This window comes from Pseudomonas japonica (assembly GCF_900188455.1).
GTDB classification, from domain to species: domain Bacteria; phylum Pseudomonadota; class Gammaproteobacteria; order Pseudomonadales; family Pseudomonadaceae; genus Aquipseudomonas; species Aquipseudomonas japonica.
The window spans coordinates 28,436-53,124 of sequence record NZ_FZOL01000025.1; the positions used below are offsets into that span (position 1 = coordinate 28,436).

At 65.2% G+C, this 24,689-nt stretch carries 25 protein-coding genes; 16 read left to right on the forward strand and 9 right to left on the reverse strand.

The window, feature by feature from the left end:
* Positions 1-46 precede the first annotated feature (46 nt).
* Positions 47-949 (reverse strand): 4-hydroxyphenylacetate catabolism regulatory protein HpaA, encoded by a 903-nt coding sequence (gene hpaA, locus CHB99_RS24490; protein WP_042125928.1) that lies wholly within the window; start codon positions 947-949, stop codon positions 47-49.
* A 163-nt stretch (positions 950-1,112) separates the two neighbouring features.
* Here hpaA and CHB99_RS24495 point away from each other — a divergent pair, with 163 nt between their 5' ends.
* From CHB99_RS24495 to hpaI, 8 genes are all read left to right on the forward strand, one after another.
* Positions 1,113-1,784 (forward strand): fumarylacetoacetate hydrolase family protein, encoded by a 672-nt coding sequence (locus tag CHB99_RS24495; RefSeq protein ID WP_042125930.1) that lies wholly within the window; start codon positions 1,113-1,115, stop codon positions 1,782-1,784.
* Positions 1,784-2,575, forward strand: a complete 792-nt coding sequence (locus CHB99_RS24500; protein WP_042125932.1) for a fumarylacetoacetate hydrolase family protein — start codon at positions 1,784-1,786, stop codon at positions 2,573-2,575. Before CHB99_RS24495 ends, CHB99_RS24500 begins: the two co-directional genes overlap by 1 nt.
* A 5-nt stretch (positions 2,576-2,580) precedes the next feature.
* The gene (gene hpaE, locus CHB99_RS24505; protein ID WP_042125951.1) at positions 2,581-4,041 is read left to right on the forward strand and encodes a 5-carboxymethyl-2-hydroxymuconate semialdehyde dehydrogenase; all 1,461 of its coding nucleotides are present in this window, start codon (positions 2,581-2,583) and stop codon (positions 4,039-4,041) included.
* Positions 4,042-4,207: 166 nt separating this feature from the next.
* A complete protein-coding gene (gene hpaD / locus CHB99_RS24510) occupies positions 4,208-5,065 on the forward strand; it encodes a 3,4-dihydroxyphenylacetate 2,3-dioxygenase (RefSeq protein WP_042125934.1) in 858 nt (285 codons plus the stop codon).
* Between the two features lie 15 nt (positions 5,066-5,080).
* A complete protein-coding gene (locus CHB99_RS24515) occupies positions 5,081-5,473 on the forward strand; it encodes a tautomerase family protein (RefSeq protein WP_042125936.1) in 393 nt (130 codons plus the stop codon).
* Between the two features lie 49 nt (positions 5,474-5,522).
* The gene (locus CHB99_RS24520) at positions 5,523-6,827 is read left to right on the forward strand and encodes an MFS transporter (protein WP_042125938.1); all 1,305 of its coding nucleotides are present in this window, start codon (positions 5,523-5,525) and stop codon (positions 6,825-6,827) included.
* Between the two features lie 12 nt (positions 6,828-6,839).
* Positions 6,840-7,643, forward strand: coding sequence for a 2-oxo-hept-4-ene-1,7-dioate hydratase (gene hpaH, locus CHB99_RS24525; protein WP_042125940.1), 804 nt, complete (start codon positions 6,840-6,842; stop codon positions 7,641-7,643).
* 15 nt (positions 7,644-7,658) lie between these two features.
* Complete coding sequence (gene hpaI / locus CHB99_RS24530) at positions 7,659-8,462, forward strand: 4-hydroxy-2-oxoheptanedioate aldolase (RefSeq protein WP_042125942.1); 804 nt, start codon at positions 7,659-7,661, stop codon at positions 8,460-8,462.
* Positions 8,463-8,579: 117 nt separating this feature from the next.
* Here hpaI and hpaR read toward each other — a convergent pair whose 3' ends face one another.
* Complete coding sequence (gene hpaR / locus CHB99_RS24535) at positions 8,580-9,005, reverse strand: homoprotocatechuate degradation operon regulator HpaR (RefSeq protein ID WP_042125944.1); 426 nt, start codon at positions 9,003-9,005, stop codon at positions 8,580-8,582.
* Between the two features lie 208 nt (positions 9,006-9,213).
* On the opposite strand from hpaR, the gene CHB99_RS24540 reads away from it, so the two are divergent.
* Positions 9,214-9,579 carry a cupin domain-containing protein gene (locus tag CHB99_RS24540; protein WP_089266669.1) on the forward strand — a complete coding sequence of 122 codons (366 nt, stop codon included), beginning with the start codon at positions 9,214-9,216 and terminating at the stop codon, positions 9,577-9,579.
* Positions 9,580-9,676: 97 nt separating this feature from the next.
* Here the strand turns inward: CHB99_RS24540 and CHB99_RS24545 are convergent, their stop codons facing one another.
* The 5 genes from CHB99_RS24545 to CHB99_RS24565 form a co-directional block, all read right to left on the reverse strand.
* A complete protein-coding gene (locus tag CHB99_RS24545; RefSeq protein ID WP_042125956.1) occupies positions 9,677-10,255 on the reverse strand; it encodes a TetR/AcrR family transcriptional regulator in 579 nt (192 codons plus the stop codon).
* 124 nt (positions 10,256-10,379) lie between these two features.
* The gene (feaR, locus tag CHB99_RS24550; protein WP_042125958.1) at positions 10,380-11,339 is read right to left on the reverse strand and encodes a transcriptional regulator FeaR; all 960 of its coding nucleotides are present in this window, start codon (positions 11,337-11,339) and stop codon (positions 10,380-10,382) included.
* A 243-nt stretch (positions 11,340-11,582) separates the two neighbouring features.
* Positions 11,583-12,170: a DUF3156 family protein gene (locus CHB99_RS24555; protein ID WP_042125961.1), complete on the reverse strand. Its 588-nt coding sequence runs from the start codon at positions 12,168-12,170 to the stop codon at positions 11,583-11,585.
* Positions 12,130-13,632 carry an APC family permease gene (locus CHB99_RS24560; RefSeq protein ID WP_042125963.1) on the reverse strand — a complete coding sequence of 501 codons (1,503 nt, stop codon included), beginning with the start codon at positions 13,630-13,632 and terminating at the stop codon, positions 12,130-12,132. Before CHB99_RS24560 ends, CHB99_RS24555 begins: the two co-directional genes overlap by 41 nt.
* Positions 13,633-13,764: 132 nt before the next feature.
* Positions 13,765-14,262 carry a PaaI family thioesterase gene (locus tag CHB99_RS24565; protein ID WP_042125965.1) on the reverse strand — a complete coding sequence of 166 codons (498 nt, stop codon included), beginning with the start codon at positions 14,260-14,262 and terminating at the stop codon, positions 13,765-13,767.
* A gap of 182 nt (positions 14,263-14,444) precedes the next feature.
* Here CHB99_RS24565 and CHB99_RS24570 point away from each other — a divergent pair, with 182 nt between their 5' ends.
* Together CHB99_RS24570 and CHB99_RS24575 are read left to right on the forward strand one after the other, a co-directional pair.
* Complete coding sequence (locus CHB99_RS24570; RefSeq protein WP_042125967.1) at positions 14,445-14,849, forward strand: DUF7832 domain-containing protein; 405 nt, start codon at positions 14,445-14,447, stop codon at positions 14,847-14,849.
* A 147-nt stretch (positions 14,850-14,996) separates the two neighbouring features.
* Positions 14,997-15,641, forward strand: coding sequence for a TIGR04211 family SH3 domain-containing protein (locus CHB99_RS24575; RefSeq protein ID WP_042125969.1), 645 nt, complete (start codon positions 14,997-14,999; stop codon positions 15,639-15,641).
* Positions 15,642-15,758: 117 nt separating this feature from the next.
* Here CHB99_RS24575 and CHB99_RS24580 read toward each other — a convergent pair whose 3' ends face one another.
* Positions 15,759-16,703, reverse strand: coding sequence for a LysR family transcriptional regulator (locus CHB99_RS24580; RefSeq protein WP_042125971.1), 945 nt, complete (start codon positions 16,701-16,703; stop codon positions 15,759-15,761).
* A gap of 91 nt (positions 16,704-16,794) precedes the next feature.
* Between CHB99_RS24580 and CHB99_RS24585 the strand changes: the two genes are divergently transcribed.
* The 5 genes from CHB99_RS24585 to fusA all read left to right on the forward strand — a co-directional run bounded on the left by CHB99_RS24585 (position 16,795) and on the right by fusA (position 23,307).
* The gene (locus tag CHB99_RS24585; protein WP_042125973.1) at positions 16,795-17,847 is read left to right on the forward strand and encodes a Gfo/Idh/MocA family protein; all 1,053 of its coding nucleotides are present in this window, start codon (positions 16,795-16,797) and stop codon (positions 17,845-17,847) included.
* 133 nt (positions 17,848-17,980) lie between these two features.
* Positions 17,981-19,357 (forward strand): MFS transporter, encoded by a 1,377-nt coding sequence (locus CHB99_RS24590; protein ID WP_042125975.1) that lies wholly within the window; start codon positions 17,981-17,983, stop codon positions 19,355-19,357.
* Between the two features lie 15 nt (positions 19,358-19,372).
* The gene (gene aroQ, locus CHB99_RS24595; protein WP_042125977.1) at positions 19,373-19,819 is read left to right on the forward strand and encodes a type II 3-dehydroquinate dehydratase; all 447 of its coding nucleotides are present in this window, start codon (positions 19,373-19,375) and stop codon (positions 19,817-19,819) included.
* Complete coding sequence (locus tag CHB99_RS24600) at positions 19,816-20,982, forward strand: Gfo/Idh/MocA family protein (protein WP_042125979.1); 1,167 nt, start codon at positions 19,816-19,818, stop codon at positions 20,980-20,982. Before aroQ ends, CHB99_RS24600 begins: the two co-directional genes overlap by 4 nt.
* Positions 20,983-21,201: 219 nt before the next feature.
* Positions 21,202-23,307: an elongation factor G gene (gene fusA / locus CHB99_RS24605; RefSeq protein ID WP_042125980.1), complete on the forward strand. Its 2,106-nt coding sequence runs from the start codon at positions 21,202-21,204 to the stop codon at positions 23,305-23,307.
* A gap of 54 nt (positions 23,308-23,361) precedes the next feature.
* Here the strand turns inward: fusA and CHB99_RS24610 are convergent, their stop codons facing one another.
* Positions 23,362-24,564 (reverse strand): NHL repeat-containing protein, encoded by a 1,203-nt coding sequence (locus CHB99_RS24610; RefSeq protein ID WP_042125982.1) that lies wholly within the window; start codon positions 24,562-24,564, stop codon positions 23,362-23,364.
* Positions 24,565-24,689 lie beyond the last annotated feature (125 nt).

Consider the following 24,689-nt stretch of genomic DNA (forward strand, 5'->3'; position numbering starts at 1 on the left):
CGGTCCTTCGCGGGCAAGCCACGCTCCTACCGGGGGTAACGCAAGGTCAGCGTAATCCGCCCTGCCTCTGCCGATATTCCCCCGGCGTCACCTGCGCATAGCGCAGGAAGAACCGGCTGAAATACGCCGGATCCTTGAACCCCAGGCTGTAGCAGATCTCGTTCGCCGAACTGCCGGTGAACAGCAGCAGCCGCTTGGCCTCCTGCATCACCCTCTCCAGCACCAGCCGCTTGGACGGCAAATCGGCGATGCGCCGGCAGACATCGTTCAAACGCGCTTCGGTCACCCCGATCCCTTCGGCATAACGCGACAGCGGCCAGTGCTCCAGGTAATGCGCCTCGATCAGTTCATTGAAGCGATGGAAGATCTGCAGGTCCTCGTGCCGCGTGGTCCGCGCCGGCAGTGAACGAGCGCACAGTCGTAGCAGGCTGATCATGATCAGGCGGGTCAGGCTGTACAGCGCCGCTTCGCGCCCGGCTTCAGCGCCCTCCACTTCCGTGCCGAGCAGCTCGAACAGCATCTCCAGACGCTGCGCCTCCGCCGCGAACACCGGCTCCAATCCACTCAACGCCACGCACGCCGGCGCCACCTGCGGCCCCGGCGCGAGGCCCGGATCGACTTCCAGCAGTTGCCACACCAGTTGCTGGCGCACCGTCAGCACATGCCCGTCGGCGTCCGCCTCGGTGACGAAGGAATGCGGGATGGTCGGCGGCGTGAGGAAGAACATCGGCCCGGATTCGACGTACTGCTGGTCGTCCAGATAGACCCGCACCGTCCCCGACTTGACGTAGTGCACCTGGAAGAACCGGTCGTGGCGGTGCACCGGCATGTTGCGACCGAAGAACCCGGCGAGGTTGCCGAGCTTGTCGTAGTGCACTTCCGAGTCGCTGTAGCGCTGGTCGTAGACCTGGCCGATGTTGATGTTGGGGATCGGCGTGCGATCGCTCATGTCCGTCTACCTCGTACCGCTTCTGGTTCTGCCCGCCAGCTTACCGCTCCGTCCGGCGAACGGCAGCTTGCATTTCGTTAACATCTTAATTATAACGTTAACACATTAACAATTATCCCCGCGGGGCACCCTGTGTCGTCCCGCCCACTGTCAGGAGAAGAGCATGAGCCGTGCCCTGCATGACGCTGCCACCGGCACCCTGTTCGGCGTCGCGCTGAACTACAAGGGGCTGCTGGAACAGCGTCTCGCCGAATTCGAACAGGCGCCGTACCAGAAGCCACCGGTCAAGCCGGTGCTGTTCATCAAGACCCCCAACACCCGCAATGGCCACGGCCAGCCGGTGGTCTATCCACAAGGCGTCGAGCGCCTGCAGGCCGGCCCTGCCCTGGGCGTGGTGATCGGCAAGCGCGCCAGCCGGGTCAGCGCCGAACAGGCCCTGGAACACGTCGCCGGTTTCACCATCGTCAACGAATTCAGCCTGCCGGAAGAGAGCTACTACCGCCCGGCGGTCAAGGCCAAGTGCCGCGACGGCTTCTGCGTGATCGGCCCGGAGCTGGTTCCGGTCGAGCAGGTCGCCGACCCGCACGCCCTGGACATCCGCCTGTTCATCAACGGCGAAGTCCGCCAGCAGAACAGCACCGCCAACCTGGTGCGCGGCATCCCGCAACTGATCGCGGAAATCACCGAGTTCATGACCCTGCATGAAGGCGACGTGCTGATCACCGGCACCCCGGAAGGCCGCGCCGACGTCAAGCCGGGCGACCAGGTAGAAATCGAGATCACCGGGCTCGGCCGTCTGGCCAACCCCATCGTCGCCGAGCAGGAGGCCCACTGATGAAACACGCTCGTATCCGTTTCCAGGGTGAAGTCCACGCGGTGACCGTGGAAGCCGACAACGCCGTGCGCCTGGCCGATGGCCGTCTGATTGCCGAAGACCAGGTCGAGTGGCTGCCACCCGCCAACGGCAGCATGTTCGCCCTCGGCCTGAACTACGCCGACCACGCCGCCGAACTGGCCTTCGCCCCGCCGACCGAGCCGCTGGCGTTCGTCAAGTCGCCGGGCACCTACACCGGTCACAACGCCATCACCTGGCGTCCGGACAACATCAAGTACATGCACTACGAGTGCGAGCTGGTGGCCGTGATCGGCAAGCCGGCGCGCAACGTCAAGCGCGAGGACGCCCTGGAGTACCTGGCGGGCTACACGGTCTGCAACGACTACGCCATCCGCGACTACCTCGAGAACTACTACCGCCCCAACCTGCGGGTGAAGAACCGCGACTGCACCACCCCGGTCGGTCCGTGGATCGTCGACGTGGCCGATGTGCCGGATCCGTCCAACCTGACCCTGCGCACCTGGATCAACGGTGAGCTGAAACAGGAAGGCTCCACCAAGGACATGATCTTCGACATCCCCTACCTGATCGAATACCTGTCCAGCTTCATGACCCTGCAACCCGGCGACATGATCGCCACCGGCACCCCGGAAGGCCTGGCCGACGTGGTCCCGGGCGATGAAGTGGTGGTGGAAGTGGAAGGCGTCGGCCGCCTGGTCAACCGCATCGTCAGCGAAGCCGAGTTCTTCGCTGCCCCTAGAAACGAAGAGCACAACAAAACCGAGGCATGAGCAGCATGATCAAGCACTGGATCAACGGCCGCGAGGTCGAGAGCAAGGACACCTTCGTCAACTACAACCCGGCCACCGGCGAAGCCATCGGCGAAGTCGCCAGCGGCGGTGCCGAGGAAGTTGCCCAGGCCGTTGCCGCAGCGAAGGAAGCCTTCCCGAAATGGGCCAACACCCCGGCCAAGGAACGTGCGCGACTGATGCGCAAGCTGGGTGAGCTGATCGAGCAGAACGTGCCGAAACTGGCCGAGCTGGAGACCCTGGACACCGGCCTGCCGATCCACCAGACCAAGAACGTGCTGATCCCGCGTGCCTCGCACAACTTCGATTTCTTCGCCGAAGTCTGCACGCGCATGGACGGCCACACCTACCCGGTCGACGACCAGATGCTCAACTACACCCTGTACCAGCCGGTCGGTGTGTGTGGCCTGGTGTCGCCGTGGAACGTGCCGTTCATGACCGCGACCTGGAAGACCGCGCCGTGCCTGGCCCTGGGCAACACCGCGGTACTGAAGATGAGCGAACTGTCGCCGCTGACCGCCAACGAACTGGGTCGCCTGGCCGTCGAAGCCGGCATCCCGAACGGCGTGCTCAACGTCATCCAGGGTTACGGCGCCACCGCCGGTGACGCCCTGGTGCGTCACCCGGACGTGCGCGCGATCTCCTTCACCGGCGGCACCGCCACCGGCAAGAAGATCATGCAGACCGCCGGCCTGAAGAAGTACTCGATGGAACTGGGTGGCAAGTCGCCGGTGCTGATCTTCGAAGACGCCGACCTGGAACGTGCCCTGGACGCCGCGCTGTTCACCATCTTCTCGCTGAACGGCGAGCGCTGCACCGCCGGCAGCCGGATCTTCATCCAGGAGAGCGTGTACCCGCAGTTCGTCGCCGAGTTCGCCGCACGGGCCAAGCGCCTGATCGTCGGTGATCCGACCGATCCGAAGACCCAGGTCGGCTCGATGATCACCCAGGCCCACTACGACAAGGTCACCGGTTACATCCGCATCGGCATCGAGGAAGGCGCCACCCTGCTCGCGGGCGGTCTGGAGCGTCCGGCCAACCTGCCGGCGCACCTGTCCAAGGGCCAGTTCATCCAGCCGACCGTGTTCGCCGACGTGAACAACAAGATGCGCATCGCCCAGGAAGAGATCTTCGGCCCGGTGGTCTGCCTGATCCCGTTCAAGGACGAGGCCGAGGCGCTGCAACTGGCCAACGACACCGAATACGGCCTGGCCTCGTACATCTGGACTCAGGACATCGGCAAGGCGCATCGCCTGGCCCGTGGCATCGAGGCCGGCATGGTCTTCATCAACAGCCAGAACGTGCGCGACCTGCGCCAGCCGTTCGGCGGCGTGAAGGGTTCGGGTACCGGTCGCGAAGGCGGTCAGTACAGCTTCGAAGTGTTCGCCGAGATCAAGAACGTGTGCATCTCGATGGGTAGCCATCACATCCCGCGCTGGGGTGTGTAACCGGCAAGACCGCGTAGGCAGGTCTTGCTTCGCGGTGGTTCGTCACACGACAAGCCACGCTCCTACGAGAGTATCGAGATCCCCCGTAGGAGCGTGGCTTGCCCGCGAAGGACCGCGCAGCGGTCCCAAAATCTCCAAGAAGAACAAAGAAACCAGGAGTGTATCCATGGGCGAAGTCGTCCTGGCAGCCAAAGTCTGCCACGTCCCCTCGATGTACCTGTCCGAACTGCCGGGCAAGCACCACGGCTGCCGTGAAGCGGCCATCGCCGGGCACAAGGAAATCGGTCGCCGTGCCCGCGAGCTGGGCGCCGACACCGCGGTGGTGTTCGACGTGCACTGGCTGGTCAACAGCGCCTACCACATCAACTGCGGCGAGCACTTCAAGGGTGTCTACACCAGCAACGAGCTGCCGCATTTCATCCGCGACATGGCATTCGAATACCCCGGCTGTCCCGAACTGGGCCAGTTGATCGCCGAAGAAGCCAACGCCGCCGGCGTGCGTACCCAGGCCCACAACATCCCGAGCCTGGAACTGGAATACGGCACCCTGGTGCCGATGCGCTACATGCATATGGACGTGCCCGACGAAGACAAACTGCAGGTCGTGTCCATCGCCGCCTGGTGCGCCTGGCACCGCCTGGAAGACAGCCTGGCCTTCGGCGCCGCGGTACGCCGGGCCATCGAGAAGAGCGACCGCAAGGTCCTGGTGCTGGCCTCCGGCTCCCTCTCCCACCGCTTCTCCGACGACCGCAACGCCGAAGCCAACATCCACAACTGGACCCGCGAGTTCGACAAGCAGGTGGACATGCGCGTGGTCGAGCTGTGGAAGCAGGGTCGCTTCAAGGAGTTCTGCGCGATGCTCCCGGACTACGCCGCGCACTGCTACGGCGAAGGCGGCATGCACGACACCGCGATGCTCCTCGGCCTGCTCGGCGGCGCCGACTACGACAAGCCGGTGGAAGTTCTCACCGAGCCGTTCGGCAGCTCCGGTACCGGCCAGATCAACGCGATCTTCCCGCTCTGATTCCCAGGAGTCCCCATGCCCCACTTCATCGCTGAAATCACCGACAACATCGAGCAACAGGCCGACCTGCCCGGCCTGTTCGAGAAGGTCCACGCCACCCTCGGCGCCAGCGGCGTGTTTCCCCTCGGCGGCATCCGCAGCCGCGCGGTGCGCCTGGACACCTGGCGCATGGCCGACGGCAAGCACGACTACGCCTTCGTCCACATGACCCTCAAGGTCGGCCATGGCCGTGACCTGGAAACCCGCACCCAGGTTGCCGAACAGCTGTTCGCGGTGATCACCGAGCACTTCGCCGCGCTGCAGGCCGAGCGCCTGCTGGCGCTGTCGTTCGAGATGATCGAGCTGCACCCGCAACTGAACTTCAAGCAGAACAACGTCCACGCATTCCTCAAGAACCAGGCGGGTTGACCTACCCGCCTTACCCCAACGGCCCCACTCTGACAAAAAGTACAAGATCATGAGCACAGCCAATACCGCAGAACCCGTCGCGCTTGCCCGTCACGACTCGACCCATTCCACCGTCACCTGGCGGCTGATGCCGCTGCTGCTGGTGTGTTACCTGTTCGCCCACCTCGACCGCATCAACATCGGCTTCGCCAAGATGCAGATGAGCACCGACCTGCACTTCAGCGACACGGTGTATGGCCTCGGTGCCGGTCTGTTCTTCATTGCCTACGCCATGTTCGGCGTGCCCAGCAACATGGCCCTGGACCGGGTCGGCCCTCGGCGCTGGATCGCCACCCTGATGGTGGTCTGGGGTGCGTTGTCGACCAGCATGCTGCTGGTGGAAAGCGCCACTGGCTTCTATGTGCTGCGCTTCCTCCTGGGCGTGGCCGAGGCCGGTTTCTTCCCCGGCATCCTGGTCTACCTCAACCGCTGGTACCCGGCCCGTCGCCGCGCCGGCATCACCGCGCTGTTCGCCATCGCCGTGCCGATGGCCGGGGTGGTCGGCGGACCGCTGTCCGGTGGCATCCTCGAACTGTTCCACGACGCCGCCGGCCTGCGCGGCTGGCAGTGGATGTTTCTCCTGGAGGGTGCTCCGGTCATCCTGCTGGGCCTGGTAGTGCTCAAGTGCCTGCCGGACAGCTTCGACAGCGTCGACTGGTTGAGCGCGGAACAGAAACGCGACCTGCGCGAACAACTGGCCCAGGAAGAAACCCGCAAGCCGATCAACTCCTTCGGCGGCATTCTCAGCGATGCCCGGGTCTGGCTGCTGGTCGCGGTGTACTGCGCGGTGATGCTGGCGGTGAACACCCTGGCCTTCTGGATGCCGACCCTGATCCACGGCGCCGGCATCGGCAGCGATGGCCGCGTCGGCCTGCTCAGCGCAGTGCCGTACCTCGCCGGCTGCTTCTTCATGATCGCCTGCGGGCGTTCCTCGGACCGTCGCCGCGAACGCCGCTGGCACCTCTGCGTGCCGCTGCTGATGTCGGCCGCCGGTATCGCCATCGCCGGCATCGCCCCGGACAACGCCACCCTGGTGATGAGCGGCCTGATCGTCGCCGGCATGGGCGCCAGCGCCGCGCTGCCGATGTTCTGGCAACTGCCGCCGGCGTTCCTCTCCAACACCACCCAGGCCGCCGGCATCGGCCTGATCAGCTCGCTGGGCAGCATCGCCTCGTTCGCCGCGCCGTACCTGATCGGCTGGATGCGCGACACCACCCACAGCGCCAGCCTGGCCCTGTACGTACTGGCCGTCTTCATCACGCTCGGAGGCCTGCTGGTGCTGCGCACCCAGGCCGCCACCGTCAACCCTCAGTAAGAGATTCCGACCATGCTCGACCACAGCCAGATCCTCGCCGCTGCGGCCCAACTGGACCGCGCCGAACGCAGCCGCGAACAGGTGCGCCAGTTCTCCCTGGAACACCCCGGCATCACCATCGAGGACGCCTACGCCATCCAGCGCGCCTGGGTGGAACAGAAGATCAAGGACGGGCGCAAGCTGGTCGGTCACAAGATCGGCCTGACTTCCCGCGCCATGCAGGTGTCGTCGAACATCACCGAGCCGGACTACGGCGCCCTGCTCGACGACATGCTGTTCGAGGAAGGCAGTGACATCCCGTTCGAGCGCTTCATCGTGCCGCGGGTCGAGGTCGAGCTGGCGTTCATTCTCGGCAAACCGCTGAAAGGCCCCAACGTCACCGTGTTCGATGTGCTCGATGCCACCGAGTGGGTGATCCCGGCGCTGGAAATCATCGACGCGCGGATCCAGCAGGTCGACCCGCAGACCCAGGCCACCCGCAAGGTCTTCGACACCATCTCGGACAACGCCGCCAACGCTGGCGTGGTCATGGGCGGACGCCCGGTGCGACCGACCGAGATCGACCTGCGCAAGGTCCCGGCGGTGCTCTACCGCAATGGCGTGATCGAGGAATCCGGTGTCTCCGCCGCCGTGCTCAACCACCCGGCCAAGGGTGTGGCGTGGCTTGCCAACAAGCTGGCGCCGTACGACATCACCCTGGAGGCCGGGCAGATCATCCTCGGCGGTTCGTTCACCCGTCCGGTGGCGGCGCGCCCGGGCGACACCTTCCATGTCGACTACGACATGCTCGGCTCCATCGCCTGCCGTTTCGTCTGACTCAGGAGTTTGCCCATGGACATGCCCGTCAACCGCTTCAAACAGCGCCTGCAGCAGGACCAGGCGCAGATCGGCCTGTGGCTCGGCCTGGCCGATGCCTACTGCGCGGAGCTGGCGGCCAACGCCGGCTTCGACTGGCTGCTGATCGACGGCGAACACGCACCCAACGACCTGCGCGGCATGCTCGCCCAGCTGCAGGCCGTGGCGCCCTATGCCAGCGAGGCGATCATCCGCCCGGTGATCGGCGATACCGCGCTGATCAAGCAGATCCTCGACATCGGTGCGCAGACCTTGCTGGTACCGATGGTCGACACGGCCGAACAGGCACGCCAACTGGTGCGCGCCGTGCACTATCCGCCGAAGGGCGTGCGCGGGGTGGGTAGCGCCCTGGCGCGGGCGTCGCGCTGGAACAGCATCCCGGGTTACCTGGATCACGCCGATGCACAGATGTGCCTGCTGGTGCAGATCGAGAACCTGGACGCGCTGGCGAACCTCGACGAGATCGTCGCGGTGGAGGGCGTCGACGGTGTGTTCATCGGGCCGGCGGACCTCAGCGCCTCCATGGGCCATCGCGGCAATCCGGGACACCCGGACGTGCAGGCGGCGATCGAGGACGCAATCCTGCGGATCAACAAGGCCGGCAAGGCCGCGGGGATTCTCAGCGCCGACGAGAAGCTGGCGCGGCGCTACATCGAGCTGGGGGCGAAGTTCGTTGCCGTCGGTGTCGATACCACGGTGCTGATGCGCGGGTTGCAGGGGTTGGCGGCGAAGTTCAAGGAAGGGTCGGTGGTTCAACCTGCCAGCGGCGGCGTCTATTGATTTTTTGGGGCCGCTTTGCGGCCCTTCGCGGGCAAGCCACGCTCCTACGGCAGGATCGCGTGCTCCTCGTAGGAGCGTGGCTTGCCCGCGAAGGGCTGCAAAGCAGCCCCAATCCAGTCACCGCCGAACCTGCTTCAACTCATCCAGCAACCCCAGCAACTGCTGCAACTTCTCTTCGCCGAACTGCCCCTGCAGTTTCTGGTAATTGGCCTCCATGCACTGGCTCATCGAGGCAAAACTCTCCTCGCCCTTCTCCGCCAGTTCCACCAGCACCCGACGCTGATCGGTCTCGGCCTTGCGCCGTTTCACCAGCCCGGCGGCCTCCATGCGCACCAGCACGCCAGTCATGCTCGGCTTGAGAATGCAGGCCTGCTCGGCCAGACGATAGATCTCCATCTCGCCCTGCTGGCGCAGAATGCGGATCACCCGCCACTGCTGTTCGGTCAGGCCGTGTTCGTTGAGAGAAGGTCGGAAGAAGCGCATGGCCGCTTCACGGGCTTGCAGAAGGGTCAGGGTCAAGGACTGACGAGGACGACTGGACATGAAAAATCAAGGTTCTCAGGCTGTTTGTTAATACTTTAACAAAAACCGTACCACGCAACAGTGCCGCAACGGCTCTGGCAACCCGGAACAAATGCCGCGGCACGGGCGATCAAGACTTCATTTCCGCCACAGGCCTTAATGGCGGCATGAGCAGCCCGCTTCGTGGCTGCCGTCGCGTCTTCATTCCATCGTTCAAGGAACCACTGCCATGACCCTGATTGCAAGCCAGCAGAACATCCAGCTCAGCGACCTCGACGCCTGGGGCACCGTTGCCGACCTGGGTTCGGAGATTCTCGAAGGCGAAGTGCGCGCCTTCGGCAAGATGACCTTCGGCGCCCCGACCGACGCGGTCAGCAGCGCCTACTTCGGCGTCACCCAGGGCAAGTTCCGCATGGTCTACCCGTTCAACGAGCAGGCCGTGGTGGTGACTGGCGCCGTGCGCCTGACCGACGAAAGCACCGGCCAGGTGACCGAGTACAAGGTCGGTGACAGCTGGTTCGTGACCAAGGGCACGCCGGTGCTGTGGGAGATCCTCAGCGAGAGCTTCGTGAAGCATTACTTCGCGGTGGCCTGAGAATTTTGGGCCCGCGTTGCGGGCCTTCGCGGGCAAGCCACGCTCCTACGGTAGGAGCTGGCTTGCCTGCGAAGGCCCGCAACGCGGGCCCAAAAGCTCACACCGCCGCTTCCAGCGAAACCGCAAAGATCGTCCACATCGCCTTCAGGCGCCGCTCATACGCCGCCTGCCCCGCATAGATCAACTCCACCGTCAGGCTGTCGACCACCCCCAGGTAGGCATCGACGAACAGCTGCCGGCGCTCCGTGCCCAGCCGCGGAAACTGCTGCGCCAGCGCCTTGCCGAAAATCTCGCCCATCCGCGCCAGGTAGGCCTCGAACCCCGAGGAGATCATGCCGCGCAGATCCGCCGGCGGAAAGAACGCCGCGCGCAGCAGAAAACGCAGGTGCGCCGACTCCTGGAAACGCTCCGCCAGCCGCTGCCCGTACAGCGCCCCCGGCAAGCCGGTATCGGCGGCGAAACACGCTTCGACATGCAGGCGCTCGGCCTCGATGGCGCGCTCGAACACCGCCTCGAACAGATCCACCTTGCTGCTGAAATGCGCATACAGCGACGGCTTGCGCATGCCCACCGCCACCGCGATGTCGTTGAGCGAGGCGGCGTCGTAGCCGGATTCGGCGAACTGCTCGACCGCCACCACGCAAATCTTCTCCGCCGACGGCGACAGAACTCTCATGCAACGCTTCTCCAGATGTCGGCGGTGTCCAAGACACGCTACCGACCGATAGGTAGACAATTTTCGCGAGACTAGGGGCAAGCCCCGACCGGGTCAAGCCATCACGCCACGCCTATTGCTTTTCTCAGCTCAGGACCAGACCCGCGAGGCTGCTGCTGCGGAAGTCCTTGGGCGACTGCTCGAACTGCTTCTTGAACGAACGGCTGAAGTGCGCCGAATCGGTGAAACCCCACTTGTAGGCGATGGTGGTGATCGACTCGGTCTTGTGGATCGGGTTGGACAGATCATCGGCGCTGCGCTGCAGGCGGGCGCGCTGGATATAACGGCAGACACTGTCGCCCTGCTCCTCGAACAGGCGGTACAGATGACGCACCGAGATATTCAGGCGATTGGCCAGGCTGACCGGGGTCAGGCCGGGCTGGCCGAGGGATTCGTCGATGACCTTCTGCACGTAGCTGCGCAGGTCGGCGCCCTGCAACGACGCCGGCAGGCGCGCATCCTCCTCGCTGCCTTCGATGGCCGAGCCGAGCAGCGACAGAAAGGCACTGTGCAGCGCATCGCCCTCGGCCTGTTCGCCCTCGCCGGCGGCGGTCTCCTTGCACAACTGGTCCATCAGCAGATGGAGCATGCGCCCGCAGGCCTTGCTCTGGGAGATCTTGCCGAAGATCCGCTGGTCGCCGCCCAACTGGCGACAGACCTGGTCCCGCGACAACGACAGCGAGGCGTGCTCGATCAGGCCGAACGGCATGATCTCGCAGGCCCCCACCGCGTCCATCAGCAGCATATCGCCGGGGGCCAGTTGCAGGCTGACGCCGTTCTGGGTGATCTGGGAAAAACCGGTGCGCTGGCTGACCAGGAAGCAATGCTGATCGTTGTCGCGATCGGCCTTGAGGCCGTTGCGCCGGATCACTCCGGCATTGGTGCGCAGGTTGGCCATGCCCAGGCCTCCCCGCGACCAGGTGGAAATCTCGCCGATGAACAGCGAGCGGTTGAACGCAAGTTCGGTTTCGAAATACCCGCAGGTTGCCTGCATCGCCGCGTTCCAGCGATCCAGGGCCGAGCCGGTAGCCGGATGGATACTCATACGTACCTCCACAGTGGCATCTTGTTTTTGTCGAGCAATAGTTAACATGTTATCTATATGCGCGCAACAATTCCGTAAGCACATGTGTGAAAGCATATTGAGTGCCAACCCGGCGAACACCCTCCCTGTAGGAGCGCGGCTTGCCCGCGAAAGGACCGCAAAGCGGTCCCGATCTGCATCGGTATCTGGGACCGCTTTGCGGTCCTTTCGCGGGCAAGCCACGCTCCTACGAGGGGGTTGCGCCTAGAGGTCTTGCAGCAGTTTTTTCAGCCCGATCAAAGCAGTCAGCAACAACTCCCTCTGCTGCGAATCCAGGCGGATATAGCGGCGAAACGCGGGCATTCTGTTAACAACTTCACTACCGCCCATATGCTCCAGGAGCACCGTCCACTGCCCTTCGCCACGCTCCAGGCGCAGGCGCTTGAAGTCCAGGGGCATCAGCGCCTGGTACAGCGTGGCATCCTGCTCCAGGCGCTGGCGGACGCTCTCCAGCAATCCCGCCTCCCCACCCTTCTGCTTCCAACCCAGCCCGCTGCGACGAATCGCGCCAGTGTGGTGCAGTTCCAGGGTCGCACTGCCCTGCGAAGCAGCACTGCACTGCAGACGAAACTCGCAGACCACGATATGCATCAACAGCTGCGATTCGGTGCGCTCGCGCACCTCGAACTCGACCCCATCGGCCAGGCTGAAGCGTGCCCGGCCGGGTTCCAGGACCTGGCCCCCGGCCAGACCCAGATTGCGCCGCAGGTATTCCAGGGTCACCCCCGGGCGGTAGCCCGAGGGTGCGCGATCAAACAGTCTTTGCCACAGGTTCGGCGTAGTGGTTGCCATGATGGACTCCAGGTTCGTTGGCGAACTCCTTGGCCAGGACTTCCTCGACCACCGCCGGCTTGAACGGGTTGACCCGCTGCACGACCAGCGTCCAGAACAGCGCGTAGGCCGCGGTACCGCCGAGCATCCAGGCGAACGGCACGTAGACGTCGGCGGGGTTCATGCCCGGCGGGGTGATGAACCACATGCCCAGCAGGATGCCGACGCTGGACAGCAGTTGCGGCAGCGGGAAGAACGGCGAGCGGTAGGCCCGCGGCAGGTCCGGACGACGGATGCGCAGGATCACCACCGACAGGGTCACCAGCAGGTAGGCGGTGCTCCAGGCGCAGACCGCGGCCAGTACCAGGTGCATGATGTTGTCGGTGTTGCCGCCCAGGTACAGGGCGTGCAGGCACGGGATCAGCATGGCCACGAGGATGCACAGCAGCGGCGTCTTGTAGCGCGGGTGCAGGTAGGTGAAGACCTTCGGCAGCGCGCCGTCCACGGCCATGCCATAGAGGATGCGCGGCACGCCGGCCATCAGGGTGTTGATGGTCGCGGCGCCGGCGAACAGGAAGCCGATACCCAGCCACAGCGGGCCGATGTCGCCCATCACCTGCTCGGCGAATTTAGGAATGGCCATCGGCGTATCCAGCAGGTGTACGCCGCTGGCGGCGTCCAGCACCACGTTCTCGACCTGACGCTTCATCGCCGCGCCATAGATGAACATGCAACTGGCCACACCGAGCAGGCCGAGGGCCATGGCCCGCGGCATGGTCCGCGCCGAACGGCGCAGGTCCGGGGCCAGCGGGGTGACGAATTCGCAGCCGACGAACATGAACATCGCCATGCCCACCAGGGACAGCACGGTGAGCAGGTCGGTGCCGACCATCGACTCACCGAACCAGCCGTCCAGTTGCACCGCCGGCGCGGCGATCAGGCCGAGCACGCCGAACACCATCAGGGTGGTCCACATGCCGAAGGTGAGGATGATCTCGGCCTTGCCGAAGACACTGACGCCGAAGGCATTGAGGATGGCGAACACCACCACGAAACCGACGCCGAGCAGCCAGGAGCCGCCGGCGGATTCGGCCAGGGTGTTGAGGTGTTCGAAGTTCACCAGGGCCATCACTCCGGAGAGGATGGTTTCCGCCGTGCCGGCGAAGACATGCACGATCAGGTAGGCCGACAGGGTGCCGGTGATGGCGAAGAAGCGGCCCATGCCGCAGTTGATGTAGTCGTACACCGAGCCAGTGGTCGGCAGGATCGCCGCGGCTTCGGCGAAGGTGGTCGATTGCGCCAGCATCAACAGCACCGCGATCAGCATCGCCACGGCGAAGGCACTGCCGCCGATGCCGAAGCCCATGGTCGCGGTCAGGATGACAGGGCTGGCCATGATCAGGCCGATGGTACTGGCAAGGGCGGTGGGGAACCCGATCGTGCCCCGGTTCAGGTGCGCGCTGAGAGTGTCGTTGAGCGACATGGTGAAGACCTCAAGTGCCGTTGTTATGGTTGTGCGTCACTGTGCGCCGCACTCCATGCCACGTCTTGCCCCTGGCTGCCGGGGATCTTGTTGCTGGCTGCCAGGGTGTCCATCCATGTCCCGCGTAGGAGCTCAGCCCTCGCCGTGCGCCTGCTGCTTCAGCTTCTCGGTATCCACCCGCACGAATACCGAATCCGCCACCACCGTCAGCACATCCCCGGCCCAGACCTCGCAGATCACCCGGCTCTTGCGCCCCACTTCACCCTCGACCCGAGCCTTGAGGGTCAGCTCCACGCCCATCGGCGTCGGTTTCAGGTAGGTCAGGCCGAGATGCCCGGTCACGCAATCGATACGCGGCAACGAGCCCGGCTCGCGCCCTTCGGCACGGTAGTGATAGGCCATTGCGGTCCAGTTGGAATGGCAATCCACCAGCATCGCCAGCAGGCCGCCGTAGACCAGGCCGGGCCAGCCGCAGAAGGTGCTGTCGGGGGAATGGCTGCAGATGACGTGGATGCCGTCATCGGCCCAGTGGCTTTTCAGATGCAGACCGCTCGGGTGGGCCGAGCCGCAGCCGTAGCAGACGCCTTCGGGCGCTGCCTGGTCCTGAAGGGACACAGCGAGGGAGTTCATAGGATTCCTTTTGTACTTTTGTAGGAAAGTTCAGATGTTAACGCCCCCGCCCATCCGATACCAAATCCGACCAAAGAACGAGTCCTGCTGTGCGGCATTCAGTCTCACATGGCTAGCGGCCATGAACGGAAGGAGTAAAGTAGCGGCCAGCAAGGCCCCACATCAGAACAAGGACTGCTGCGATGATTGCTCAAGCTGCCAGCTGGCATTACGCCGATGATGGTTCCCCACGCCACGCCCCCTACACCGGTCTGTTCCTCGCCTGGAGCGCGACCCACGACCTGCTCAGCGGCGATTTCAAGGCCGACTACGACGCCGAGATCCAGGCCCTGGGCGAACGCCGCCTGACCCCCGCGCGCTTCTTCCAGCTGTGCTGCGACAGCCTGCTGGTGGACGAAGACCTCACCCGCCAGGGCAAGGCCTTCGCCGCTCACTACCTCGGCCAGCGCATACCGTCGCTGCCCGACGATCTCACCCAACTGCTCGGTGTCGTCGGCATCGACGAGCCCGGCGCCAGCTGGGAGCACTACGACCTGCTGGCCCCACGCCTCGACCAACGGTTCGCCCAATGGCAGGCCGGGCAGTGAACCCGAGGCGATAAAAACGGTCTTTGCGCTGGTGGCTTGCTCAAGACGAGCCACCGGGGACGTCCAACGGTTATCCCCTTTTTTCATTGCGCTGACGGCAGGCATGCGGTCGGCGGTGTTCATTTTTTCTTCTCGGGGAAGATAACCATGCGCCTGCTTCGCCCTCTCCGCGCACGCTCCGCCGTGCTTCCCGCGCTGTTCGCCAGCCTGTTCCTGCACACCCTCGCCCACGCCGAGGAACCTGCCAGCGACGAACGCTGGGTCAGCGATAGCCTCAGCACCTACGTGCGCAGCGGCCCCACCGACGGCCATCGCCTGGTCGGCACCCTGAAATCCGGGCAGAAGGTCAAGTTGCTGACCACCCAGGGCAACTACAGCCAGGTGCGCGGCGAATCCGGCGACACCGTGTGGATCGCCAGCAGCGACCTGCAGAGCGTCCCCGGCCAGGCCGAGCGCCTGCCGCAGTTGACCCAGCGTGTCACGCAACTGGAAGAACAGTTGAAGGGCATCGACGACAGTTGGAAGACCCGGGTCCAGGGCATGCAGGAAACCCTCGATGCGCGCAAGAACCTGGTCGACGAACTGCAGGCGCGCAACCTGGCCCTCAATGAAGAGCTGAGCGAGGCCCAGTCACAGTTGCGCGACACACAGGCGCGTCTTGGTGACGAGAACAAGCAGGTGCTGATGCGCTACATGGTCTACGGCGGCGGTATCGCCGGGGCCGGTCTGCTGGTCGGGCTGATCCTTCCGGCCCTGACCCGCGGCCGCAAACGCAATAGCGGCTGGGCCTGACGTCCATTGGGGCCGCTTTGCGGCCCTTCGCGAGCAAGCTCGCTCCCACAGTGGTTCGGTGCATGACGATCCATTGTGGGAGCGAGCTTGCTCGCGAAGGGCTGCAAAGCAGCCCCATCAAGTCTCACTGTTCAACGCATAAGGCCCACTCGCCAACTGCTCGCGCAGGAACGCCACACAGGCCCGCACCTTCGCCGAACTCGACGAGCGCACTGCCGTCACCGCCCAGATATCCGCCGGCTGATACCAGCCCGGCAACACCCGCACCAGCGCACCGCTGGCCAGGCTGCCGGCGATGTCCCAGGCCGAGGCCATGATGATGCCGTGGCCGTCGTGGGCCCACTGGCGGACGATATCGCTGTGATTTGACGCCATGGGACCGGTGACCTTCACCGTCTCCGCGCCGTTCGGCCCGGCCAGGCGCCAGACCCCGAAACGATCGTCGCGACTGCGAAACAGCAGGCAGTCGTGCTGCGCCAGATCCGCCGCCACCTTGGGCGCCCCGCGCCGGGCCAGGTACTCCGGCGCCGCCGCCAGCACCCGCGTGCTTTCGGCGATGCGGTGGGCGATCAGGTGCTTTTCCTGGACCTCGCCAACGCGAATATCGATATCGAAGTTGTCGGCGATCAGGTCCGCCCGGCGGTCGAGCAACTCCAGCCACACCTCCAGCGCCGGGTACTGGCGGCGCAGCAGCGAGAGGATCGGCGCGATATGTTCGCGGCCCAGGCGCAGGCTGGTGCACAGGCGCAGCGTGCCCTGCGGCTCGCGCTGCCCGCCGGACAGCGCATCGACCATGGCGCCCACGTCTTCGAGAATCTTCTGCGCCCAGACGAACGCCGCCTCGCCGTCGCTGGTGATGTTGACCCGCCGCGTGGTGCGGTTGAACAGCTTGACCCCGAGCTGCTCCTCCAGGGTGGCGATGCGCTTGCTGACATGCGCCGGCGACAGTCCGGTCTCGCTGGCCGCGGCGATGAAGCTGGAGCGCCGCGCCACTTCGCAGAACAGCTGAAGGTCACGCAGCAGCGGCTCATTATTCGCTGTGAGCACATTCTGATTCTTCATTACGCCCGATTATCTCCTGGGACTTTTTATTTAGCCTCTCATACAACCTGCCTTGCCTTGAAGCAGGACGACAAAAGAACAAGAGAGCCCTATGAAGAAGATCCGCATTGCCGTGGCCGGCGCCGGGTTGATCGGCCGCCGCCATATCGAACTGCTCCAGGCCAGCGCCGAGTGCGAGCTGGCCGCCATCGTCGATCCGCTGCCGGCCACCGCCGCCTTTGCCGAAAGCCTCGGTGTGCCGCTGTATGCCGAACTGGAAACCCTGCTGGCCGAACAACGCCCGGACGGCGTGATCCTCGCCACACCCAACCATCTGCATGTCGAAGGCGCCCTCGCCTGCGTCGCCCACGCTGTTCCCACGCTGATCGAAAAGCCGGTGGCGCACACCCTGGATGAAGGCAAGCGTCTGCTGGCGGTGGCCGAACGGGCCGGGGCGAAACTGCTGGTCGGCCATCACCGCGCCCACAGCGCGATCCTGGAAAAAGCCCGGGAAGTGATCGCCGAAGGCATGCTCGGCAACCTGGTGGCGGTGATGGGCAGCGCCCTGTTCTACAAGCCCGACGACTACTTCGACGCCGCGCCCTGGCGCCGCGAGGCCGGCGGCGGCCCGGTGCTGATCAACATGATCCACGAGATCGGCAACCTGCGTTCGCTGTGCGGCGAGATCGTCGCCGTGCAGGCCCAGGCCTCCAGCGCCACCCGCGGCTTCGCCGTGGAGGACACGGTGTCCATCAGCCTGCGTTTCGCCAGCGGCGCGCTCGGCACCTTCCTGCTCTCCGACACCGCCGCCTGCGCCCGCAGTTGGGAGCAGACCGCGCGGGAGAACCACGACTACCCCAGCTACGCCGACGAGGACTGCTACGTGCTGGCCGGCACCCAGGGTTCGCTGTCGATCCCGAGCATGCGCCTGAAGTACTACGAGCAGCGCGAGCAACGCTCGTGGTGGAAGCCGTTCGAGACCGGCGTCGCCAGCCTCGAAGAGGCCGATCCACTGGCGCGGCAACTGGCGCATTTCTGCCAGGTGATCCGCGGCGAAGTGCAGCCGCGAGTGACCGTGCGCGACGGCCTGCGCAACCTGCTGATCGTCGAGGCGATCAGCGAGGCGGCGCGGACCGGGCAGATCGTTTCGACCGAGCAGTTGTAGCGACCTCTCAGGCCTCATCGCGGGCAACGCCCGCTCCCACAAGGATCGCGTGCACACCACTGACCCTGTGGGAGCGGGCGTTGCCCGCGATGAGGCCCGAGAAAACACCATAAAAACAACAAGAGAAAACACCATGAGCACCCACGACAACACCCGCCAGACCCGCAAGGCCACCGCCAGCGGCTGGGTCGGGTCCGCCCTCGAATACTACGATTTCTTCATCTACGCCCAGGCCGCCGCGCTGATCTTCCCGCAGATCTTCTTCCCCGCCGGCGACCCGAAAATGGCGATCATCGCCTCCCTCGCCACTTACGGCGTCGGCTACCTGGCCCGCCCGGTCGGCGCCTTCGTCCTTGGCCACTGGGGTGACACCCGCGGGCGCAAGAACGTCCTGCTGCTGTGCATGTTCCTGATGGGCATCGCCACCTTCGCCGTCGGCCTGCTGCCGACCTTCAGCCAGATCGGCTACTGGGCCCCGGCCCTGCTGGTCGTCCTGCGCCTGATCCAGGGCTTCGCCGTGGCCGGCGAGATCGCCGGGGCCAGCTCGATGATCCTCGAACACGCGCCACCGGGACGCCGCGGCTTCTTCGCCAGTTTCACCCTGCAGGGCGTGCAGGCCGGCCAGGTGCTGGCGGCGGCGATCTTCCTGCCGCTGGCGTACTTCATGCCGGAAGAAGCCTTCAACAGCTGGGGCTGGCGCATTCCCTTCCTGCTCAGCGCCGCCGTGCTGATCGCCGCGTTCATCATTCGTCGCGAAGTCAAGGAACCGGAAGCCTTCGTGCAGAAAGTGGAGAAGGTCACCCGTACCCGCTCGCCGATCCGCGAAGCGTTCAAATACAGCTGGCACGGCATGCTGGTGGTGTTCGGCGTATCGCTGATGAACGTGATCCCCGTGGTGACCACCGTCTTCGGCGCCGCCTACGCGGTGCAGCCGGCCTACGGCGTGGGCTTCGACAAGAGCGTGTACCTGTGGATCCCGGTGGTCGGCAATATCGTCGCGGTGCTGGTGATTCCCTTCGTCGGCAACCTCTCCGACCGCATCGGCCGGCGCCCGCTGATCATTGGCGCGGCGATCGGTTGCGGGCTGATGTCCTTCGCCTACCTGTACGCCATCAGCATCCACAGCGTGCCACTGGCCTTCGCCGCCTCGCTGCTGATGTGGGGCATGGTCTACCAGGGCTACAACGCGATCTTCCCGAGCTTCTTCCCCGAGCAGTTCCAGACCCACTACCGGGTCTCGGCGATGGCCGTGGCGCAGAACATCGGCTACATGATCACCGCCCTGCTCCCGGCGCTGTTCACCGCCGTCGCCCCGCCCGGCGCGGACAACGTGCCACTGATGATCGGCGCGATCACCTGCGTGGTCACCGCGATCTCGGCCATCGCCGCCTGGAGTGCCCCGGAAACCTACCGCACGCCGCTGGAGCAGTTGGGCAGACCCGACGCCGTGGCCCTCGACAAATCCACCTACGACGCGCAGCGGGCCCAGGCCCTGCGCACCACCGCCTGAACGGAACCCCTGACCATGCAGACCGTACTCGTCCTCAACGGCCCCAACCTCAACATGCTCGGCCTGCGCCAGCCCGAGGTGTATGGCCGCGAGACCCTCGCCGACGTCGAAGCGCTGTGCCGCGCCAGCGGCGCCGGCCATGACCTGGCCATCGAGTTCCAGCAGACCAACCATGAAGGCCAGATGATCGACTGGATCCACCAGGCCCGTGGCCGGGTCGCCGGGATCGTCATCAACCCGGGCGCCTGGACCCACACCTCGGTGGCCATCCACGACGCGCTGATCGCCGCCGAAGTGCCGGTGATCGAGGTGCACATCTCCAACGTGCATCGCCGCGAGTCGTTCCGTCATCACTCCTACGTATCGCTGGTGGCGCAGGCGGTGCTGGCCGGTTTCGGCACCCACGGCTACGTCCTGGCGATCAGCCATTTCGCCCGTCAACTGCAAGGAAGCAAAGGATGAAAACCCTCGGCAATCCCACCCGGCGCCTGCGCCTGGGCTTCGTCGGCGGCGGCCTGGAGTCGTCGATCGGTTCCACCCACCGCTACGCGGCCCAGCTGGACGGCCACTTCGAACTGGTGGCCGGGGTCTTCGCCCGCGACCCGGCGCGCAACCGCGCGGCCGGCGAGGCTTACGGCATCGCCGCCGACCGCGTCTACCCGGACTTCCAGAGCATGGCCGCCGCCGAAGCGGTCCACGCGGACGGCATCCACGCCGCCGCGATCATGGCGCCGAACGCCGTGCATGTGCCGGCCAGCCTGGCCTTTCTCGACCAGGGCATCGACGTGATCAGCGACAAACCGCTGGCCGCCAGCCTGGCCGAGGCCGAGCAGTTGCTGGAGCGCGTGCGCAAGGGGCCGGCGCTGCACCTGCTGACGCACAACTACAGCGGTTACCCGCTGATCCGCGAAGCCCGCGAGCTGATCGCCGCGGGGGTGATCGGCGAGGTGCGCCTGGTGCAGGTCGAGCATGCCGCCGGCTTCGGCACCCATGCCCTGGAGCAGCAGGGCGCCAAGGCCCTGATGTGGCGCACCGACCCGACCCAGGCCGGCGCCTCGTCGGTGCTGGCGGATGTCGGCGTGCATGCGCATCAGTTGCTGCGTTTCGTCACCGGACAGGAGATCAGCGAAGTCTCGGCGGAGCTCAGCACCCTGGTGCCGGGCCGCGGCAGCGACGACAACGCCCACGTCAAGCTGCGCCTGGGCAACGGCGCGCGGGGCATGCTCTGGGCCAGCTTCGTCGCCGCCGGGCATCGCCATGGCCTGCAGTTGCGGGTGTTCGGGTCGAAGGGTTCGCTGTACTGGCACCAGGAGGACCCGGAGCGCCTGGAAGTGCGCTACCAGGACCAGCCGCACCAGATCCTGCGCCGCGGCGAGGCCTGGCTGAGCGAATCGGCGCGCCTGTCGACGCGGATCAAAGCGGGGCAGCCGGAGGGGTTGCTGGAGGCGTTCGCCAATATCTACAGCGAGGCGGCGGAGCGCATTCGGGCGCGCAGGGAGCAGCGTGAGCCGGGGGCCCAGGCGTTGTTGTGTCCGACGGCGGAGGATGGGTTGCGCGGGATGCGCTTTATCGGTGCTTGTGTGAAATCCGACCAGGCGCAAGGACGCTGGACAGAGGTCGCCTGATCCACCGCTAACCCTGTGGGAGCTGGCTTGCCAGCGATGAGGCCCGATCTGACGACATCTTTGTCAGTGCTGGCCAGATCGCTGGCAAGCCAGCTCCCGCAGGGATCTCCAGGGCCTGCGAGAATGCAGTCCCACCGCCCGGCGTCAGCCCGGGCAATCCCCCCAGCCTCTGCTACCGTGGAAATACCTCCCACCACACCGCAGCACAGGTGACCCCTCATGGCGCGCACCACTCCCATCGAGCTGTATCGCAATATCGGTATCGTCGCCCACGTCGACGCGGGCAAGACCACCACCACCGAGCGCATCCTGTTCTACACCGGGGTCAACCACAAGATGGGCGAGGTCCACGACGGCGCCGCGACCATGGACTGGATGGCCCAGGAACAGGAACGCGGAATCACCATCACCTCGGCGGCGACCACGGCGTTCTGGCAGGGCTCGACCAAGCAGTTCCCTGACAAGTACCGCTTCAACATCATCGACACCCCCGGCCACGTCGACTTCACCATCGAGGTGGAACGCTCGCTGCGCGTGCTCGACGGCGCGGTGGTGGTGTTCAGCGGCGCCGACGGCGTCGAGCCGCAGTCCGAGACGGTCTGGCGCCAGGCCAACAAATACCATGTGCCGCGCCTGGCCTACGTGAACAAGATGGACCGCCAGGGCGCCGACTTCCTGCGCGTGGTCAAGCAGATCGACCAGCGCCTCGGCCACCATCCGGTGCCGATCCAGCTGGCCATCGGCGCCGAGGAACACTTCGCCGGGCAGATCGACCTGGTGAAGATGAAGGCCATCTACTGGAACGAGGACGACCAGGGCACCAGCTACCGCGAGGAAGAGATCCCCGCCGAACTGCTGGAGCAGGCCCGCGAGTGGCGCGCGCACATGATCGAGGCCGCCGCCGAAGCCAACGACGACTTCATGGCCCTCTACCTCGACGGCATCGAGCTGAACAACGAGCAGATCAAGGCCGGCCTGCGCCAGCGCACCCTGGCCAACGAGATCGTCCCGGCAATCCTCGGCTCGTCCTTCAAGAACAAGGGCGTGCCGCTGATGCTCGACGCGGTGATCGACTACCTCCCTGCCCCCTCGGAAATCCCGGCGATCAATGGCACCGACCCGGATCACGAGGACAAGCACCTGGAACGCCACGCCGACGACAACGAGCCGTTCTCGGCCCTGGCCTTCAAGATCGCCACCGATCCCTTCGTCGGCACCCTCACGTTTGCCCGCGTCTACTCCGGCGTGCTCAGCTCCGGCGACGCCGTGCTCAACTCGGTCAAGGGCAAGAAGGAACGGGTCGGGCGCATGGTGCAGATGCACGCCAACCAGCGCGCCGAGATCAAGGCAGTGTGCGCCGGTGATATCGCCGCGCTGATCGGCATGAAGGACGTCACCACCGGCGACACCCTGTGCTCGCTGGACAAGCCGATCATCCTCGAACGCATGGATTTCCCCGACCCGGTGATTTCCGTCGCGGTCGAACCGAAGACCAAGGCCGACCAGGAAAAAATGGGCATCGCCCTCGGCAAGCTGGCCCAGGAAGACCCGTCGTTCCGGGTCAAGACCGACGAGGAAACCGGCCAGACCATCATCTCCGGGATGGGCGAGCTGCACCTGGACATCATCGTCGACCGCATGCGCCGCGAGTTCGGCGTCGAGGCCAACATCGGCAAGCCGCAGGTGGCCTACCGCGAGAAGATCCGCAACACCTGCGAGATCGAAGGCAAGTTCGTCCGCCAGTCCGGCGGCCGCGGCCAGTACGGGCATTGCTGGATCCGCTTCGCCCCGGGCGACGAGGGCAAGGAAGGCCTGGAGTTCATCAACGAAGTGGTCGGCGGCGTGGTGCCGCGCGAGTACATTCCGGCGATCCAGAAAGGCATCGAGGAACAGATGCAGAACGGCGTGGTTGCCGGCTATCCGCTGATCAGCCTCAAGGCCGCGGTGTTCGACGGCTCCTACCACGACGTCGACTCCAACGAAATGGCGTTCAAGATCGCCGCGTCGATGGCCACCAAGCAGTTGGCGCAGAAAGGCGGCGCGGTGCTGCTGGAGCCGGTGATGAAGGTCGAAGTGGTGATGCCCGAGGAGTTCATGGGCGACATCATGGGCGACCTGAGCCGCCGTCGCGGCCTGATCCAGGGCAGCGAGGACACCCCGGCGGGCAAGGTGGTACGGGCTGAAGTGCCGCTGGGCGAGATGTTCGGCTACTCCACGGAAATGCGCTCGATGACCCAGGGCCGGGCCAGCTACTCCATGGAGTTCACCCGCTACGCCGAGGCGCCGGCGAGCATTGCCGATGTGATCATCAAGAAGCAGGGCTGAAGCCCACTGAAACAGCGGCGAGGGTCCGGGCAACCGGCCATCGCCGCTGTGCGTTCAGACCAATAGTCGCGTTACCGTCAAGCCAGCCTGTTGCTTGCCTGAGTCGCGCACTGTCGCGGCGACCAGCACCTTGTCCGCGGACTGGGCGAGCAAGCGAGGTGGCACATCTTCGACGAGGCTGCCATCCAGGCCGGCGCTTTCCACGCCGAACGTGCTATCCACATTGCCGTCCACAGTGACCCGCCTGACGATCAATTGCTGCATCTGGCTAGCCAGCTCTAGGATAAGGATGCGGCCGGCGGCGTCGAGCAGCAGGTCACGTGGTGTGGTCTCACCCAGTGCGACAGGCTGACCGGCATTGAACTGGCTGTCGACAATGCCATTCAGCAGGAAGCGGGTCAGGAACCCGCGATCGGCGAAGCCGGCATCGTTGCCTTGCCCAAGCGCCAGAATCCGGCCATCAGCCTGCAACAGCAGGCGCTCGACGGTCATCTCCGCCAGCGAACCCAGCGGCAGGCTGACGAACGAGGTCGACCCCAGGGAGAGATCAGGTTCACCAGTGTCATAGACACGCTCCAGGCTTGCCTGGGATTTGCAACTGCCACCGAACAGCAGGCGAGCATCCTTGTCACAGGCAGCAGCATGCAGATGGGTGTTCTCGCCGAACCCCAGGATACCGCCCTTGGCGAAGGTCGAATCCAGTTGCCCCTTGCCCGTTACGCGAATGGCACAGCTCATGTCGTAGCCCGAAGGGGCGCCGTCGCACACGGCGACCAGCTTGCCGTCCTTCTGCACCAACAGCGCACGAGCGAAGCGATTGTTCACCTGCGGTGCGAAGAGCAACGTGCCACCGCTGCCAAAGCTGCTATCCAGGCGCCCATCGGCCAGGAAACAGGCGAGGAACAACTCTTCCCGGGCACCCCGTACATTCGACTGACGCCGCGCGCCGAATGCAACCAGGCGCGTGTCGGGCAACCAGGCGCAGTCCGCCACGGATACTTCGAACCCCGAGAACAGCTCGCGTACCGCCACGCCCTTGTCACCGAACGCAGTGTCGAGGACGCCATTGGCGGTGAAGCGAACCAGGGTCAGGGCATGGGGCCTGAGCGAAGCGACGCCGATGGCGACGACTTCCTTGGCCGGGCCCAGGATGGCCCGGGCCACATAGTCCTGGCCGGGTAACTCGAAGCGCAGCTTGCCGTCCTTACCGAAAGAAGCATCCAGCTTGGCCAGCGACGGCCGGGTTTGTACGTTCATCGGTCCTCTCCATCGACACTGTAGGGGGTGTTGGATGAACCTCCGCCCATGCAGGGCGTCACCCGACCCCCTATTCAATCCCTGTCGACGAATTCGCGCACCTGACAGAAATATCAGGTGCGCAG

What these genes read in the sequence shown, in the direction of transcription:
- hpaA (WP_042125928.1), bottom strand. Translation starts at nt 949, where the DNA reads ATGAGCGATCGCACGCCGATCCCCAACATCAACATCGGCCAGGTCTAC.
- CHB99_RS24495 (WP_042125930.1), top strand. Translation starts at nt 1,113, where the DNA reads ATGAGCCGTGCCCTGCATGACGCTGCCACCGGCACCCTGTTCGGCGTC.
- CHB99_RS24500 (WP_042125932.1), top strand. Translation starts at nt 1,784, where the DNA reads ATGAAACACGCTCGTATCCGTTTCCAGGGTGAAGTCCACGCGGTGACC.
- hpaE (WP_042125951.1), top strand. Translation starts at nt 2,581, where the DNA reads ATGATCAAGCACTGGATCAACGGCCGCGAGGTCGAGAGCAAGGACACC.
- hpaD (WP_042125934.1), top strand. Translation starts at nt 4,208, where the DNA reads ATGGGCGAAGTCGTCCTGGCAGCCAAAGTCTGCCACGTCCCCTCGATG.
- CHB99_RS24515 (WP_042125936.1), top strand. Translation starts at nt 5,081, where the DNA reads ATGCCCCACTTCATCGCTGAAATCACCGACAACATCGAGCAACAGGCC.
- CHB99_RS24520 (WP_042125938.1), top strand. Translation starts at nt 5,523, where the DNA reads ATGAGCACAGCCAATACCGCAGAACCCGTCGCGCTTGCCCGTCACGAC.
- hpaH (WP_042125940.1), top strand. Translation starts at nt 6,840, where the DNA reads ATGCTCGACCACAGCCAGATCCTCGCCGCTGCGGCCCAACTGGACCGC.
- hpaI (WP_042125942.1), top strand. Translation starts at nt 7,659, where the DNA reads ATGGACATGCCCGTCAACCGCTTCAAACAGCGCCTGCAGCAGGACCAG.
- hpaR (WP_042125944.1), bottom strand. Translation starts at nt 9,005, where the DNA reads ATGTCCAGTCGTCCTCGTCAGTCCTTGACCCTGACCCTTCTGCAAGCC.
- CHB99_RS24540 (WP_089266669.1), top strand. Translation starts at nt 9,214, where the DNA reads ATGACCCTGATTGCAAGCCAGCAGAACATCCAGCTCAGCGACCTCGAC.
- CHB99_RS24545 (WP_042125956.1), bottom strand. Translation starts at nt 10,255, where the DNA reads ATGAGAGTTCTGTCGCCGTCGGCGGAGAAGATTTGCGTGGTGGCGGTC.
- feaR (WP_042125958.1), bottom strand. Translation starts at nt 11,339, where the DNA reads ATGAGTATCCATCCGGCTACCGGCTCGGCCCTGGATCGCTGGAACGCG.
- CHB99_RS24555 (WP_042125961.1), bottom strand. Translation starts at nt 12,170, where the DNA reads ATGGCAACCACTACGCCGAACCTGTGGCAAAGACTGTTTGATCGCGCA.
- CHB99_RS24560 (WP_042125963.1), bottom strand. Translation starts at nt 13,632, where the DNA reads ATGTCGCTCAACGACACTCTCAGCGCGCACCTGAACCGGGGCACGATC.
- CHB99_RS24565 (WP_042125965.1), bottom strand. Translation starts at nt 14,262, where the DNA reads ATGAACTCCCTCGCTGTGTCCCTTCAGGACCAGGCAGCGCCCGAAGGC.
- CHB99_RS24570 (WP_042125967.1), top strand. Translation starts at nt 14,445, where the DNA reads ATGATTGCTCAAGCTGCCAGCTGGCATTACGCCGATGATGGTTCCCCA.
- CHB99_RS24575 (WP_042125969.1), top strand. Translation starts at nt 14,997, where the DNA reads ATGCGCCTGCTTCGCCCTCTCCGCGCACGCTCCGCCGTGCTTCCCGCG.
- CHB99_RS24580 (WP_042125971.1), bottom strand. Translation starts at nt 16,703, where the DNA reads ATGAAGAATCAGAATGTGCTCACAGCGAATAATGAGCCGCTGCTGCGT.
- CHB99_RS24585 (WP_042125973.1), top strand. Translation starts at nt 16,795, where the DNA reads ATGAAGAAGATCCGCATTGCCGTGGCCGGCGCCGGGTTGATCGGCCGC.
- CHB99_RS24590 (WP_042125975.1), top strand. Translation starts at nt 17,981, where the DNA reads ATGAGCACCCACGACAACACCCGCCAGACCCGCAAGGCCACCGCCAGC.
- aroQ (WP_042125977.1), top strand. Translation starts at nt 19,373, where the DNA reads ATGCAGACCGTACTCGTCCTCAACGGCCCCAACCTCAACATGCTCGGC.
- CHB99_RS24600 (WP_042125979.1), top strand. Translation starts at nt 19,816, where the DNA reads ATGAAAACCCTCGGCAATCCCACCCGGCGCCTGCGCCTGGGCTTCGTC.
- fusA (WP_042125980.1), top strand. Translation starts at nt 21,202, where the DNA reads ATGGCGCGCACCACTCCCATCGAGCTGTATCGCAATATCGGTATCGTC.
- CHB99_RS24610 (WP_042125982.1), bottom strand. Translation starts at nt 24,564, where the DNA reads ATGAACGTACAAACCCGGCCGTCGCTGGCCAAGCTGGATGCTTCTTTC.